The organism is Stenotrophomonas sp. LGBM10, assembly GCF_046736075.1.
GTDB lineage: Bacteria > Pseudomonadota > Gammaproteobacteria > Xanthomonadales > Xanthomonadaceae > Stenotrophomonas.
The window spans coordinates 3,971,218-3,986,112 of the sequence record NZ_CP177163.1 but is presented as its reverse complement, the minus strand read 5'-3'; the positions used below and the strand labels follow the sequence as shown (position 1 = coordinate 3,986,112).

Genomic DNA, 14,895 nt, shown 5'->3' with positions numbered 1-14,895 from the left:
TGGACTCAGGCAACGCCGAGCGCAATGCGGGCGACCGCAAAAACACTGACGATCGCGCCGAGCACGGCGATGAACTTCACCGTGGTCTGCAGCGCCAGGGCCAGCAGCGAGTTGTGGATGTAGTCTTCCAGCACGACCTGCAGGCCGAGCTGGGCGTGCCAGAACATCGCGACCAGGAAGCCGACCAGCAGCACCGCATTCCACGGCTTGGACACTGCCTCGGTGGCGGTCACGTAATCGGCGCCGATCAGGCTCAGCACGAACACCAGGAACCAGATGGTCAGGCCGACCAGCGCGGTGGCGGTCAGGCGCTGCATCACGAAATGCTCGGTACCGGTCTTGGCAGCGCCAAGCCCACGCACGTTCTTCAGCGGGGTACGGAACTTGTTCATGCGGCGGCTCCGGCAAAGACATACGCCCAGACCAGCGCGGTGATCACCAGGCTGGCGAATACCGAGACCCAGCTGCTGCGCACGAAGGCGGGAATGGAGAAGCCGATCGCGAAGTCCTGCACGATGTGGCGGATGCCATTGCACAGGTGGTAGGCAAACGACCACGTCCATGCGAACAGGAAGAGCTTGCCGTACCAGCTGCCGGCATGGCCGGTGAAGCAGTTCCAGGATTCGGGGCCCATCATCAGGGCGAGCAGGCCGCCGGCGATGATCAGGGCTCCAACAGACAGAAAGATGCCGGTGGCTCGATGCAGGATCGAGGTGGCCATCTGAATCTGCCAGCGATACACCTGAAGGTGCGGGGAAAGGGGACGTTCTCTGGCGGCCATTCGCTGGGCTCGTTGTCTCGGCTGGGCGGCACAATGCCGCGTTGGCTCAATGCTGATCAGAAATCGATGCAGCGTCCGTTTTTCTCCCAGTCTCCATACCGCACCGGATCAAGTCCGCCGCGGCCGCCAATCTCCACGGGCACCGCGGGGGTCTCGGGAAGCGGCTGCTTCTGCTCGACCTGCGGGGCTGGGGAGTCGGATTCTGGAGTGGGGGTTGTTTGGCCTATCATGGGTGGTCTCGCAACGCACAAATTTTAGACCCCGTTCACGTGCCTGACAACCTGCCCCCTGCTTTCGTCGGATATCCGGCCCTCTCCGGTCACCAGCTGCTCAGCCTGGAAGGCCCCGATGCGGCCGCATTCGCACACGCCCAGTTCGCCAGCGACGTCACCGCCCTGCCCCTGCGGCACTGGCAGTGGAGTGCCTGGTTGAGCGCCAAAGGCCGCACCATTGCTGTGTTTCAGCTGATTCGCGTGGACGATGCGCGGGTACTGCTGGTGCTCGCCGATGGTGATGCCGATGCGATTGCGTCGCAGTTGCAGCGCTTCGTCTTCCGCCGGAAGGTGAAGGTGGCCGTGCGCACCGATCTGGGTGTGGCCGGCAGCTTCACTGCGCCGGAAGCCGCCGCTGGCGCCGCCATCGCGATGCTCGGCGAGACGCTGGAACTGGATGTCGGCAGCGACGCACTGCCGCGCACGCTGCGCATTGCGGCGCTGCACGACACGGTGCTGCCCGACGATCCCGCCTTCGCGCTGGCGTGGCGCCAGTCCGACCTGCGCTACGGGCTGCCACGCCTGGAGGCCGAGCAGCGCGAGCAATGGACGCCGCAGCAGTTGGGCCTGGATCGACTGAACGGGTACAGCGTCAAGAAAGGCTGCTATCCCGGCCAGGAAATCGTGGCGCGCACGCACTTCCTGGGGAAGGCCAAGCGCGCCCTGCAGCTGCTGCGGGTGGGTGCAGACATCGCCAGCGGCGCCCAGGTGCAGCAGAACGCCGCCGCGATCGGCACCGTGGCCAGCGTGGCCAGCGACCTGGCGCTGGCAGTGCTGCCGCTGGAGATCGCCAGCGATCCGCTGTCGATCGACGGCGTTGAGGCCGCCCCGCTGCCGCTGCTGGACGGCCTGGCGCGGTGAGTGCGTGGAGCCGGCCAGCGGCCGGCACTACACGATCCGGCAGCATCGGCACTATCCAATTTGGCGGCACTGGTAGTGCCGGCCGCTGGCCGGCAACCCCGTAATCCGTCCGGGGCCACCCGCCAACGCGGGGTGGCTGCGGACCGCTGGTCCGCACACCCTGCGCCTCACGCGTCGTGATTCAACCGCTTGCCGGTGGTGACCGCATCAATGCGTGGAGCCGGCCAGCGGCCGGCACTACCCGGTCCAGCGGCACCGCCATTACCCGATCCGGCCGGGATTCCACTGGTAGTGCCGGCCGCTGGCCGGCAACCCCGCAATCCGTCCAGGGCCACCCGCCAACGCGGGGCGGGTGCGGACCGCTGGTCCGCACACCCTGCACCTCACGCGTCGTGGTTCAACCGCTCGCCGGTGTCCGCATCGAAGAAATGCAGCCCCTTCGGCTGGATCGCCACGCGGATCGACTCGCCGACCTGCGGCAATGCCTGCGGTGCAACGCGCATCACCAGGGGCTGGCCGCCGCTGGTCATGTTCACGAAGATTTCGTTGCCCACCGGCTCGATGCCGTCGATGGTCGCCTCGAAGCCCGTCGCATCGCCGGCCACCGCCGGCTGCAGGTGCTCGGGGCGCACGCCCACGGCAATGGTCCTGCCGATCCAGGTCGGATCGACCGCGGCCTGGCCCAGCGGTGCGGTCAGCGCCGCCTCCTGCACCACCACGCCGCTGTCGCCGCGCTGCAGGGTGCCGCGCAGCACGTTCATCGCCGGGCTGCCAAGGAAGCCGGCCACGAACAGATTGGCCGGACGGTCGTAGAGCGCCATCGGCGTATCGATCTGCTGGATGATGCCGTCCTTGAGCACCACGATGCGCTGGCCCAGCGTCATCGCTTCCACCTGGTCGTGGGTGACGTAGATCATCGTCGTGCCCAGCTTGCGGTGCAGCTGCGCGATCTCGGTGCGCACGCTGTGGCGCAGCTTGGCGTCGAGGTTGGACAGCGGCTCGTCCAGCAGGAACACCGCCGGCTCGCGCACCAGCGCCCGCCCCAGCGCAACGCGCTGACGCTGGCCGCCGGACATCGCCTTGGGCAGCTTGTCGAGCATCTCGGTCAGGCCCAGGGTCTGCGCCGCCTCGTTGACCCGCTTGCTGATCGTGGCCTTGTCGTGGCCGCGCAGCTTCAGACCGAAGGCCAGGTTCTCGGCCACGGTCATGTGCGGATACAGCGCATAGCTCTGGAACACCATGGCGATATCGCGATCCTTGGGCGCCACATCGTTGACCACGCGGTCGCCGATGGTCAGCGTACCGCCGCTGATCTCTTCCAGACCCGCGACCATGCGCAGCAAGGTCGACTTGCCGCAGCCGGACGGCCCAACCAGCACCATCAGTTCGCCATCGGCCACCTCGAAGGTTGCGCCCTGCACGGCCACCTGACCGTTGTCATAGACCTTGCGAACCCCCTGCAACTGCACTTTTGCCATATCACCATTTCCAGTCCGCCCGGGCTCCGGGCTGTTATGCGGAACTGCCTTCGGCCCTCCCGATGGCAGGTCGATGGCGTGGTGCCGCATGACGGCGACCACTGCAATCGAATACAGTCTGCGCATTCTGCCATGTAAACGTTTTCACGTGGCACTATCCGATGGTCGGCAACGACGTCGGCGCCAGCGGGGCGGTTTCATCCCCTGCGCGCCGGGTCGTCAGGCCGTCACGCCAGGCCCGTCGGGTGGACGATGCCGCGACCGCTGCATGCGGTCAACGTACCCACCCGTACCCCCGAGAACATAGACGAGAAGCGATTGACAACGATGTCACCCGGATCTGAAACTCGAGCGATGCACGACACCCTCTTCCTGTTTGGCGCCACAGGCGATCTGGCCCAGCGTTATCTGTTCCCCTCGCTGCTGCGACTGCTCGGCGACGGCCTGCTCCCCGAGGACTTCAAGGTCCGTGCGCTGGCGCTGTCCCCGCACGACACCGAGGCCTTCCGCGAGATCCTGCGCCCGCGCCTGCAGCAGGCCATGCCGATGGCCAGCCAGGAGGACATCCAGTCGCTGCTGCAGCGCATCGACTACCGCTCGGTGGACCTGCGCGATCCGCAGTCGGTGGCCGAATCGGTGCGCGACCTGGTCGATCGCCGGTGCGTGAGCTACCTGGCGATCCCGCCGGGCCTGTACATCTCCACCTGCGAAGGCCTGGCCCTGGGCGGCGCGCTGGCGGCCCCGCACCGGTTGATGCTGGAGAAGCCGATCGGCAGCGACAGCGCCAGCGCCGAGGAGATCATCTCCACCATCGGCCAGTGGATCGACGAGGACCGCGTGTTCCGCCTGGACCACTACCTGGGCAAGGCGGCGGTGCAGAACCTGATCGCACTGCGCTTCGGCAACACGCTGCTGGAGGCGGTGTGGAACCGCAACTACATCGAGTCGGTGCACATCCTGGTCGCCGAGAGCGAAGGCGTGGACGGCCGCGACGCGTACTACGCCCGCTCCGGCGCGCTGCGCGACATGGTCCAGAGCCACATCCTGCAGCTGCTGTGCCTGGTGGCGATGGAGCCGCCGGCATCGCTGGAAGCCGACCGCATCCGCGACGAGAAGGTCAAGGTGCTGCGCTCCCTGCGCCCCCTGGATGCGAAGCACGCCGCTCGCGACAGCGTGCGCGGCCGCTACACGGCCGGCACCATCAACGGCCAGCCCGCGCAGGCCTACCAGCCGCCGGAAGGCAGCGATGTGGAAACCTTCGCCGGTGTCACCGCGCACATCGACAACTGGCGCTGGTCCGGCGTGCCGTTCCACCTGGTCACCGGCAAGCGCCTGGCCGAGCGCACCACCCGCGTGGTGGTCACGCTCAAGCCGGTCACGCACTGGCTGTTCGAGCGCCCGGACCGCGGCAATGCCACCCCCAACCGCATCACCTTCCAGCTGCAGCCGCAGGAAAACATCGAACTGGGCCTGATGAGCAGCCTGGCCGGCCCGGAATGGGGCGCGCTGGAACTGCATCCGCTGGAACTGGAGCTGTCGGTACCCACCGGGCTGCATCGTCGCATCGCCTACGAGCGTCTGTTCCTGGATGCCTTCAATGGCAACCACGCGCTGTTCGTGCGCGACGATGAAGTGCGCGCCGCCTGGGCCTGGATCGACAGTGTCAGCGACGCCTGGAAGGCGGCGGCACTGCCGCTGCAGCCCTACCCCGCCGGCCAGTGGGGCCCGGAAGAGGCGATTGGCTTCCTGCCCGCCGACGTGGACGCCGATGCCGGCAAGGATCGCGCATGACCGCGGCGTCGCAACCGGTGCTGGTCGCCGATATCGGTGGCACCAACGCGCGCTTCGCGCTGGCCGACACGGCGCAGGCCGCCCCGCTGCAGCAGGACAGCATCCGTGAGTTCGTAGTCGCCGATTTCCCGTCGCTGGGCGATGCGGCACGCCACTACCTGGACCAGATCGGCGCCGAGGCGCGCCGCGGCGTGTTCGCCGTGGCCGGTCGCGTGGATGGCGATGAGGCCCGCATCACCAACCATCCGTGGGTGATCTCGCGGGCGCGCACCGCGCACATGCTCGGCTTCGACGAGCTGCACCTGATCAACGACTTCGCCGCCCAGGCGATGGCGATCTCGCTGCTGCAGCCGCAGGACGTGGTCCAGGTCGGCGGCGCGGCATGGGTTCCGGGCAAGCCCGGCCAGCCGCGCAACTACGCGGTGATCGGCCCGGGCACCGGGCTGGGCGTGGGCGGGCTGATCCTGCGCCACGGCCGCTGCTATCCGCTGGAAACCGAGGGCGGCCATGTCAGCTTCCCGCCGGGCACGCCGGAAGAGATCCGCATCCTGGAAATCCTCTCCGAACAGTTCGGCCGCGTCTCCAACGAGCGGCTGATCTGCGGGCCGGGTCTGGTCAACATCCATCGCGCCGTCTGCGAGATGGCCGACATCGATCCGGGCCAGCTGCAACCGGTGGACGTCACCGCGCGCGCCCTGCACGGCGACCCGCAGGCAATGCGGACGGTGGATGTGTTCTGCGCGGTGTTCGGCGCCATCGCCGGCGACCTGGTGCTGATCCAGGGCGCCTGGGATGGCGTATTCCTGACCGGCGGGCTGGTGCCGAAGATGCTCGATTCATTGCAGCACTCCGGTTTCCGCCAGCGCTTCGAACACAAGGGACGCTTCTCCTCGATCATGGCCCGGGTGCCTTCGCTGGCGGTGATGCACCCTCACGCGGGCCTGCTCGGTGCCGCCGCCTATGCCGCAGACGCCGAGCGCGATCTGCAGGGAGCCGCCGCATGACCGCGCTGGACACGCAGGACCGTTTCACCTTGATCCGCCACGGCGATGCCGAGGCGTGGATCGAGGCTGTGGCCGCGGAGATGGCGCAGGTTCTCAACGACGAGATCACCGCGTTCGGCCGTGCACGCATGCTGCTCTCCGGCGGCACCACGCCGGCGCCGGTCTACCAGGCGCTGGCCGAGCTGGACGTGCACTGGGACCGTGTCGAGGTCAGCCTGGTCGATGAGCGCTGGTTGTCCCCGCAGGACCGCGACAGCAATGCCTGGCTGGTGCGCGAGAGCTTCCTCACCCGTGCCGAAGGCGCGCATTTCGATCCGCTGGTGCGGGTCGGCAAGCCGCTGGCCGAATGCGTGTACGCCGCCAACCTGCAGGCCCAGCACAGCCAACGGCCGTGCCTGAGCGTGCTGGGGATGGGCAACGACGGCCACACCGCCTCGCTGTTCCCCGGTTCCCGCGATCTGGCCCGCGCCGTGGAAAGCACCCTGCCCTATGCCGCGCTGGATGCCACCGGCTGCCCGGGCGCCAACCAGTGGCCGCTGCGCATCACCCTGACCCCGCACGGGCTCGGGCAGAGCCAGCAGCGCCTGCTGCTGCTGCGCGGCAAGCAGAAGCTGGACGTGCTGCGCCAGGCGCTGGACAGCAACAACCCGCACCTCTATCCCATCCTCAATGCGATCAACCTCGGCGGCGCCAAGCTGCGCGTGCACTGGTGCGACTGACCTCGCCCCGGTGGTATTCCGTTCGCCTTCTCATAGCCGGTAGCCAATGAGCCTGCATCCCAAACTCCATGCCATCACCGAGCGCATCGTCCAGCGCAGCGCCGCCTCGCGCGCCGCCTACCTGGCCGGCGTCGACGCCGCGCTGCGCGACGGCCCGTTCCGTTCGCGCCTGAGCTGCGGCAACCTCGCCCACGGCTTCGCGGCCTGCGGCCCCACCGACAAGAGCCGCCTGCGCGGCGGGGTGACGCCGAACCTGGGCATCATCACCGCCTACAACGACATGCTGTCGGCGCACCAGCCGTTCGAGCACTACCCGGAGATACTGCGCGAGACCGCCCGCGAACTCGGCGCCACCGCGCAGGTCGCCGGCGGCGTGCCGGCGATGTGCGATGGCGTCACCCAGGGCCGCGGCGGGATGGAACTGTCGCTGTTCTCGCGCGATGTGATCGCCCAGTCGACCGCGATCGGGCTGAGCCACGACATGTTCGATGCCACCGTCTACCTCGGTGTCTGCGACAAGATCGTGCCGGGTCTGCTGATCGGCGCGCTGGCCTTCGGCCACCTGCCGGCGATCTTCCTGCCGGCCGGGCCGATGACGCCGGGCATTCCGAACAAGCAGAAGGCCGAAGTCCGCGAGCGCTACGCCGCCGGCCAGGCGACCCGCGAGGAACTGCTGGAAGTGGAAGCAGCGTCCTATCACGGCGCCGGCACCTGCACGTTCTACGGTACGGCCAACTCCAACCAGACCCTGCTCGAAGCGATGGGCGTGCAGTTGCCGGGCGCGTCGTTCGTCAACCCGGATACGCCGCTGCGCGATGCGCTGACCCGCCATGCCGGCGCGCGCGCGCTGGAAATCAGTGCGCTGGGCGACGATTTCCGTCCGCTGGGCCGCCTGATCGACGAACGCGCGATCGTCAACGCCGTGGTGACGCTGATGGCGACCGGCGGCTCGACCAACCACACGATCCACTGGATCGCGGTGGCGCGTGCGGCCGGGATCGTGCTGACCTGGGACGACATGGACCAGCTGTCGCAGCTGATCCCGCTGTTGGCGCGGGTCTATCCGAACGGCGAGGCGGACGTGAACCGCTTCGCGGCGGCCGGCGGCACGGCATTCGTGTTCCGCGAGCTGATGGATGCGGGGCTGATGCACGCCGACCTGGAAACGGTGGCGGTCGGCGGGATGCGTCAATACGGGCAGGAGCCGGCGCTGCGCGACGGTGCACTGACCTGGATCGACGGCATCACTGAGAGCGCGGACACCGAGGTGGTGCGCGGCGTGGCCGATCCGTTCGAGGCACAGGGCGGTCTGCGCCTGCTGCGCGGCAACCTGGGGCGTTCGCTGATCAAGCTGTCGGCGGTGAAGCCGCAGTACCGCACGATCGAAGCGCCGGCGGTGGTGGTGGATGCGCCGCAGGTGCTGAACAAGCTGCACGCGGCCGGGATGCTGCCGCACGATTTCGTGGCGGTGGTGCGCTACCAGGGCCCGCGTGCGAACGGGATGCCGGAGCTGCACTCGCTGGCGCCGTTGCTGGGCCTGCTGCAGAACCAGGGCCGGCGCGTGGCGCTGGTCACCGACGGCCGCCTGTCGGGCGCGTCGGGCAAGTTCCCGGCCGCGATCCACATGACGCCGGAAGCCTCGCGCGGCGGTCCGCTGGCGCGGGTGCGCGAGGGCGACATCATCCGGATGGATGGCGAGGCGGGCACGCTGGAAGTGCTGGTCGATCCGGCCGAGTGGGCGGCGCGCACGCTGGCGCCGAACACGGCACCGGCGGCACACGATCTGGGCCGCAACCTGTTCGCGATGAACCGCCGTCTGGTGGGCCCGGCCGACCAGGGCGCGATTTCGATCTCGTGCGGGCCGGCTGCCGCCGACGGCGACATCTGGAACTACGACGCGGAGTACGAGCTGGGGCACGACGCCGAGGCAGCGCTTGCGCCGCATGAGGCCAAGGATGCCTGACGGTTTATCGTGTAGAGCGGCGGTGGGCTTCACTGCGGTGAGGCAACGGCGGGGGTCTCCTACGGGACACGCCGTGAATACGTCCATGTAGGCTCGTAGAAAACATCCCTGTTTTCTACGGTCCCTACGGAGACCCCCGCCGCTGCCTCACGACACAGTGCGGCGCTTTGTTGGCTGATTCGCGACCATTACGCGATTCACCAACCGCCTCACGACACAGTGCGGCGCCTTGTTGGCGTCGGCCAATTCGGTAGCGCCGGCCTCTGGCCGGCCTTTGGGGTCTCCGGCCAACACCTGGTCGACCCGATCAACAGGAAGACATTTTCATGAGCATTGCCGAACACCAGAAACGCGCTGAATCCCTCCTCCACGCCGCCGGCATCCTGCCCGTCGTCACCGTGCACACCCTGGACCAGGCACGCGCGGTCAGCGCGGCGCTGCTGGAAGGCGGCCTGCCTGCGATCGAGCTGACGCTGCGCACGCCGGTGGCGATGGAGGCGCTGGCGATGCTCAAGCGCGAGCTGCCGGACGTGGTGGTGGGTGCGGGCACGGTACTGACCGTGGAGCAGATGCAGCAGTCGATCGATGCCGGCGCGGATTTCCTGGTGACGCCGGGTACGCCGGCGCACATGGCCGATGCGCTTGCGGCGGCGCCGCTGCCGGTGGTGCCGGGTGCGGCCTCGCCGACCGAGATGCTGGCGCTGTATGCGCGTGGCTTCCGGGTGTGCAAGCTGTTCCCGGCCTCGGCGGTGGGCGGTCTGGCGATGATCAAGGGCCTGGCCGGTCCGATTCCGGACCTGAAGCTGTGCCCGACCGGCGGCATCACCGAGACCACGGCAGCCGAGTACCTGGAGCAGAAGAACGTGGTCTGCATCGGCGGTTCGTGGATGGTGCCGGGCAACTGGATCGACAACGGCGAATGGGACAAGGTGCGCGAGAGCGCGGCCCAGGCGGCGAAGATCGTGGCACGCGTCCGCGCGCATTGAGGCAACGGCAGCCGGGCATCGCCCGGCTGCCGGCAACACCGGCGCGGATTACATCGGTCGCGCCGGGTCCACCAGACCGTACTGGCTGGCCATGCGCGCCAAGGCGATGTTGTCGCTGATGCCCATCTTCTCGAACAGGCGCGCCTTGTGCGTGTTGACGGTCTTGGCACTCAGGCTGAGGCGCTTGGCGATGTCTTCCTGGCGCAGGCCCTGGGTGAGCAGCAGGGCGACTTCCAGTTCTCGCGGCGACAGCGCATCGAACGGCGAGTGGCTGCCTTCCACGTTGGACAGCGCCAGGTTCTGGGCGATGCTGCTGCCCAGGTAGCGGCGGCCCAGCGCGGCATCGCGCACGGCACGCAGCAGTTCCTGCGCATCGCAGGCCTTGCCGATGTAGCCGGACGCACCGGCTTCGAGCAGGCGCTTGGGCATCGGGCCGTCTTCCAGCACCGATACGATCACCACGCGGGTGCCGTGATCGCCACGGACCACGCGCTCGGTGACCTCCATGCCGCTGACGCCGGGCAGGTGCAGATCGCACAGCACGACATCGGGGCGCAACTGGCGGATTTCCGGCAGTGCGTCTTCGCCGGACTCGGCCTCGCCGACCACGTCGATGTCGGTCTCGTTGGAGAGGATCATCTTCATGCCGGTACGCACCAGCGCATGATCGTCCACCAGATACACTCGAATCGTCATGCACGTACCTCTTCAAACGCTGCTAACGGGGGCCAGCCTAACGGCGGGACAAGACGATCACAAGAATGAACATGCAGTGCATCGTCCGTTCTGGTGTCGACATCACATCCGGTTTTGAAAGCCCCTTCCCCTTGCCTTTCAAAGAAGGCAACCCTGGTTTATTACGCCTATCGGCGCCCTGTCGGCATCGACGCCTCCCCGCGTCACCGCACCTCTCCCCGGTGCGATACGTGCCGTGTCTGGATCAGCCGCGGTGCCGCCACGGGCGGCGGCGCCGGAACATCACCAGGAAACACCCTACCACCCAAACCACCGCGGCACACCACCCGGCCAGGATGTCGGAGGGGTAATGCACGCCCAGGTAGACCCGCGACACGCTCACCAGCAGGGCGAAGCCGCCGGCCAGGATCAGCACCGGCCAGCGCCAGCGGGTCGTCCAGGTCAGCAGGATCAGGGTGATGGCCAGCGTCATCGAGCCCATCGCGTGCCCGCTCGGGAAGCTGAACGTGCTTTCCGGGGCGATCGACTCCCACAGGCTGGGACGGTCGCGCTGGAAGAACTGCTTGCTGCCCAGGTTCAACAGCGCCGAGCCAACGAAGCAGATCGCCACGAAACTGGCTTCACGCCAGCGTCGCCACCACAGCAGCGCCGCCACGATGATCACATCGGCCGGGATCAGGAACCATTCGTAGCCCAGCTTTGACAGCAGCACGAAGAACCGGTCCAGCCCGGGCGACTGCAGGCCATGCATCTTCCACAGCAGCGGCGCGTCGAAATAGATCGATTCCAGTTCATGCACTTCGTCGGCCAGCGCGACGAAGCCGGCCAGCGGCAGCAGCACGCCCACGAACAGCAGCACGAAGCGCCACGCGTTGTGGCCCATCCACTGGCGGAATCCGGCTGCCGGCTCCGGTGCGGCCAGCACCGTGGGCTTATCCGACACGTCGGACATACTTCCGTTCGACGTATTCGTCGATCAACGTCACGAAGTCCTGGGCGATGTTGTCGCCACGCAGGGTCACCGTCTTTTCGCCATCCACGAACACCGGCGCGGCCGGCGTTTCACCGGTGCCCGGCAGCGAGATGCCGATGTTGGCATGGCGCGATTCGCCCGGCCCGTTGACGATGCAGCCCATCACCGCCAGGGTCATGTTCTCCGCCCCCGGGTGGCTCACCTTCCACTCCGGCATCTTGCCGCGCACGTGGTTCTGCACCACCTTGGCCAGTTCCTGGAAGAACTCGGAGGTGGTGCGGCCGCAGCCCGGGCAGGCCGTGACCAGCGGTGTGAAGGCACGCTGGCCGGTGGTCTGCAGCAGTTCCTGGGCCACGATCACCTCTGCGGTGCGCGACTGCCCCGGTTCCGGGGTGAGCGAAATGCGGATGGTGTCGCCGATGCCTTCCTGCAGCAGTACCGCCAGCGCCGCCGACGAGGCGACGATGCCCTTGCTGCCGATGCCGGCCTCGGTCAGGCCCAGGTGCAGGGCGAAGTCCGAGCGCTGGGCCAGGTCGCGGTAGACCGCGATCAGTTCCTGCACGCCACTGACCTTGGCCGAGAGCACGATGCGATCGCGCGGCAGGCCCAGTTCAACGGCGGTATGGGCCGAATCCAGCGCAGAACGGATCAAGGCCTCGCGCAGCACCCGGCCGGCATCCCACGGCTGCGCGCGCTGGCTGTTCTCGTCCATCAGGCGCGCGGCGAGCGACTGGTCCAGCGACCCCCAGTTGGCGCCGATGCGCACCGGCTTGTCGTAGCGGATCGCGAACTCGATCAACTGCGCGAACTGAGTGTCCTTTTTCTTGCCGAAGCCGACATTGCCCGGGTTGATCCGGTACTTGGCCAGCGCTTCGGCGCAGGCCGGCTCCTGGGTCAGCAGCTGATGCCCGTTGTAATGGAAATCGCCGATCAGGGGGACGTCGATCCCCATCATCCGCAGCTTCTCGACGATGCGCGGGATCGCCGCGGCCGATTCGGGGTTGTTGACCGTCAGCCGCACCATTTCCGACCCGGCCCGCCACAGCTCGGCCACCTGTTTGACGCTGGAGGCGACATCGGCAGTGTCGGTATTGGTCATCGACTGGACGACCACGGGCTGGCCACCGCCGACCACCACGCTGCCGATGCGGACGGCCTGGGTCTGGCGGCGGGCCCACACAGTGGTGTCGGAGGGTTGGGTCGGTCGGGTAACGGCGTCATGCATGCCGGCATTTTAGCGCGCCCAGCGTGCAGGTAGGTGCTGGCCGTTGCTCGGCACTCATTTTCAGCCGGGGTCGGCCGATGCGGCCGATTGTCGCAGGCAGCCCGCCCGCCGAACGCATACGATGGGCGGGCAATGACCGGTCCCGACGCCCCCTTTCTCCGAACGCTGTGCAGTCTGCGCTGGCTGGCCGTGGCCGGCCAGGCGGCCACGATCCTTGTCGCCACGTGGGTTCTGGGGCTGGAGCTGTCGCAGCGCCCGCTCTGGGCGGGCGTGGCGGCGCTGGCGCTGTTCAATCTATACGCGCAGTGGCGGGTGCATGACGCCGACACGGCGCCCCTCACCGCCTTCTGCCACATCCTGGTCGACGTCACCGTCCTGACCTGGATGGTGGGCTGGAGCGGCGGCATCGCCAATCCGTTCGGCTCGCTGTTCCTGATCCTGATCGCCCTGGCCGCGCTCGCCCTGCCGCTGCGCTGGACCCTGGCCGTGGCCGCCGCCTGCCTGATCGGCTATGCGGTCAGCGGCCTGTTCGGCGTGCCGCTGCCGGCCGGCTACTTCACCGCCATGCAGATGCACCAGTGGGGCGTGGTCTGCAACTTCCTGCTGTCGGCCACGGTGGTGCTGGTGTTCGCCACCCGGCTGGCCATCGCCCTGCGCCATCGCGAGCACGAACTGGCGCTGCTGCGCGAGCGCTTCGTGCGCAACGAAGGCATCGTCGCGCTGGCCACGCATGCCGCCTCGGTGGCGCATGAACTCAACACGCCGCTGGCGACCATGACCCTGCTCGCCGACGACATCGCCGACCAGACCGACAGCAGCGAGGTCCGCGACGACGTGGAGACCCTGCGCGAACTGCTGGTGCAATGCCGCGAGCGCGTGCTGGCGCTGGCCCGGCCGGCGGCGGGCGAAAGCTCCGGCCGCGACCGGGTGACCCTGCCGCAGGTGCTGGAACAGTGGCGGCTGGTACGCCCGACCATCGCGCTCAAGCGCAATGACGACGCCCCGCTCGACCTGCCGCTGGACCCCGGCATCGGCCATCTGCTGATGGTGCTGCTCAACAATGCCGCCGACGCCGGCGAGAAGGCCGAGCGCCCGCAGGTGGACCTCACGCTGCGCATCCAGGGCGAGGACCTGATCGGCGAAGTCCGCGATTACGGCCACGGCTTCGATGCGCGCCAGGCAGTACTGCCCGGCACGCTGTTCAACAGCGGCAAGACCGAGGGCATGGGCGTTGGCCTGGCCCTGTCGCATGCCACCATCGAACGACTGGAAGGCGAACTGTGGATGCGTCCGGCCCACGGTGCCGGCACCCGCGTCGGCTTCCGCCTGCCCCTGTCCCCCCGGGAGACCTCCACATGACCCCCTACACACCGGTACCCGGCACCGCGCCGGCCATCCACGGCCTGCTGGTCGACGACGACGAACTGTACCTGCGCACGCTGCAGCGCAGCCTGGCGCGCAAGGGCCTGGAAACCGTCACCGCCAGCGACATCGCGTCTGCCCTGCTGCTGGCGCGCCAGCAGCCGCCGGCCTTTGCGCTGATCGACCTCAAGCTCGGCGCCGAATCCGGCCTGGCGCTGATCCAGCCATTGCGCGCGCTGCGCGAGGACATGCGCATCCTGCTGGTCACCGGCTACGCCAGCATCGCCACCGCGGTGGAAGCGATCAAACTCGGCGCCGACGACTACCTGCCGAAGCCGGCCACGGTGCCGATGATCCTGCGTGCACTCGGCGAAGAAGACGACGGCCCGGCCGATGACGGCGACCTGGAACCGCCGGATGCGATGACGCCGATCAGCCGCCTGCAGTGGGAGCACATCCAGCAGGCCATGCACGAAACCGGCGGCAACGTCTCCGCCGCCGCCCGCCTGCTCGGCATGCACCGGCGCTCGCTGCAGCGCAAGCTCGCCAAGCGCCCCAGCCCCGAACGCGACCCCAGCCGGTAGAGCCGACCGTTGGTCGGCTGCCTTTCGCGACGGGCATCAACACCAGGCGCAGTTCGGTAGAGCCGACCGTTGGTCGGCTGCTCTTCGCATCGAACATCAACAACAGGCGCAGATCGGTAGAGCCGACCGTTGGTCGGCTGCCCTTCGCGACGAACATCAACATCCCGCGCTGCGCGCGATAGCCGACCAACGGTCGGCTC

15 protein-coding genes are annotated in these 14,895 nt (G+C 68.2%); 8 read left to right on the top strand and 7 right to left on the bottom strand.

All coding sequences use genetic code 11. From position 1 onward, the window contains the following. Window positions 1-5: 5 nt before the first annotated feature. From sdhD to ACLB90_RS17505, 3 genes are read right to left on the bottom strand one after another with little or no spacing between them, the layout of a single operon-like run. Window positions 6-392, bottom strand: coding sequence for a succinate dehydrogenase, hydrophobic membrane anchor protein (sdhD, locus tag ACLB90_RS17515; RefSeq protein WP_136005859.1), 387 nt, complete (start codon window positions 390-392; stop codon window positions 6-8). After that, entirely contained in the window at window positions 389-781 is a 393-nt protein-coding gene (sdhC, locus tag ACLB90_RS17510) for a succinate dehydrogenase, cytochrome b556 subunit (protein ID WP_411850647.1), read from the bottom strand. Before sdhC ends, sdhD begins: the two co-directional genes overlap by 4 nt. Before the next feature lie 56 nt (window positions 782-837). Further along, on the bottom strand, window positions 838-1,011 hold the full coding sequence (locus tag ACLB90_RS17505) for a DUF1674 domain-containing protein (protein ID WP_082316384.1): 174 nt from the start codon (window positions 1,009-1,011) through the stop codon (window positions 838-840). Between the two features lie 39 nt (window positions 1,012-1,050). On the opposite strand from ACLB90_RS17505, the gene ACLB90_RS17500 reads away from it, so the two are divergent. Continuing rightward, window positions 1,051-1,914 (top strand): YgfZ/GcvT domain-containing protein, encoded by an 864-nt coding sequence (locus tag ACLB90_RS17500; protein WP_411850646.1) that lies wholly within the window; start codon window positions 1,051-1,053, stop codon window positions 1,912-1,914. 383 nt (window positions 1,915-2,297) lie between these two features. On the opposite strand, the gene ACLB90_RS17495 is transcribed toward ACLB90_RS17500, so the two are convergent. Then, window positions 2,298-3,392: an ABC transporter ATP-binding protein gene (locus ACLB90_RS17495; RefSeq protein WP_411850645.1), complete on the bottom strand. Its 1,095-nt coding sequence runs from the start codon at window positions 3,390-3,392 to the stop codon at window positions 2,298-2,300. Window positions 3,393-3,746: 354 nt separating this feature from the next. On the opposite strand from ACLB90_RS17495, the gene zwf reads away from it, so the two are divergent. From zwf to ACLB90_RS17470, 5 genes are all read left to right on the top strand, one after another. After that, entirely contained in the window at window positions 3,747-5,183 is a 1,437-nt protein-coding gene (gene zwf / locus ACLB90_RS17490) for a glucose-6-phosphate dehydrogenase (RefSeq protein ID WP_411850644.1), read from the top strand. Further along, window positions 5,180-6,187: a glucokinase gene (gene glk / locus ACLB90_RS17485; protein ID WP_411850643.1), complete on the top strand. Its 1,008-nt coding sequence runs from the start codon at window positions 5,180-5,182 to the stop codon at window positions 6,185-6,187. The genes zwf and glk overlap by 4 nt, the downstream gene beginning before the upstream one ends. Then, window positions 6,184-6,906, top strand: coding sequence for a 6-phosphogluconolactonase (gene pgl / locus ACLB90_RS17480; RefSeq protein ID WP_411850642.1), 723 nt, complete (start codon window positions 6,184-6,186; stop codon window positions 6,904-6,906). The genes glk and pgl overlap by 4 nt, the downstream gene beginning before the upstream one ends. Window positions 6,907-6,952: 46 nt before the next feature. After that, window positions 6,953-8,869, top strand: a complete 1,917-nt coding sequence (gene edd / locus ACLB90_RS17475; RefSeq protein WP_411850641.1) for a phosphogluconate dehydratase — start codon at window positions 6,953-6,955, stop codon at window positions 8,867-8,869. 326 nt (window positions 8,870-9,195) lie between these two features. Continuing rightward, the gene (locus tag ACLB90_RS17470) at window positions 9,196-9,855 is read left to right on the top strand and encodes a bifunctional 4-hydroxy-2-oxoglutarate aldolase/2-dehydro-3-deoxy-phosphogluconate aldolase (RefSeq protein ID WP_411850640.1); all 660 of its coding nucleotides are present in this window, start codon (window positions 9,196-9,198) and stop codon (window positions 9,853-9,855) included. A gap of 48 nt (window positions 9,856-9,903) precedes the next feature. On the opposite strand, the gene ACLB90_RS17465 is transcribed toward ACLB90_RS17470, so the two are convergent. The 3 genes from ACLB90_RS17465 to ispG all read right to left on the bottom strand — a co-directional run bounded on the left by ACLB90_RS17465 (window position 9,904) and on the right by ispG (window position 12,749). Continuing rightward, complete coding sequence (locus tag ACLB90_RS17465) at window positions 9,904-10,551, bottom strand: response regulator (protein ID WP_411850639.1); 648 nt, start codon at window positions 10,549-10,551, stop codon at window positions 9,904-9,906. 244 nt (window positions 10,552-10,795) lie between these two features. Beyond that, on the bottom strand, window positions 10,796-11,503 hold the full coding sequence (locus ACLB90_RS17460) for a phosphatase PAP2 family protein (protein WP_411850638.1): 708 nt from the start codon (window positions 11,501-11,503) through the stop codon (window positions 10,796-10,798). Then, window positions 11,484-12,749, bottom strand: coding sequence for a flavodoxin-dependent (E)-4-hydroxy-3-methylbut-2-enyl-diphosphate synthase (gene ispG / locus ACLB90_RS17455; RefSeq protein WP_411850637.1), 1,266 nt, complete (start codon window positions 12,747-12,749; stop codon window positions 11,484-11,486). Before ispG ends, ACLB90_RS17460 begins: the two co-directional genes overlap by 20 nt. A 132-nt stretch (window positions 12,750-12,881) precedes the next feature. On the opposite strand from ispG, the gene ACLB90_RS17450 reads away from it, so the two are divergent. Next, on the top strand, window positions 12,882-14,108 hold the full coding sequence (locus ACLB90_RS17450) for an ATP-binding protein (RefSeq protein ID WP_411850636.1): 1,227 nt from the start codon (window positions 12,882-12,884) through the stop codon (window positions 14,106-14,108). After that, the gene (locus ACLB90_RS17445; RefSeq protein ID WP_411850635.1) at window positions 14,105-14,695 is read left to right on the top strand and encodes a response regulator transcription factor; all 591 of its coding nucleotides are present in this window, start codon (window positions 14,105-14,107) and stop codon (window positions 14,693-14,695) included. The genes ACLB90_RS17450 and ACLB90_RS17445 overlap by 4 nt, the downstream gene beginning before the upstream one ends. Window positions 14,696-14,895 lie beyond the last annotated feature (200 nt).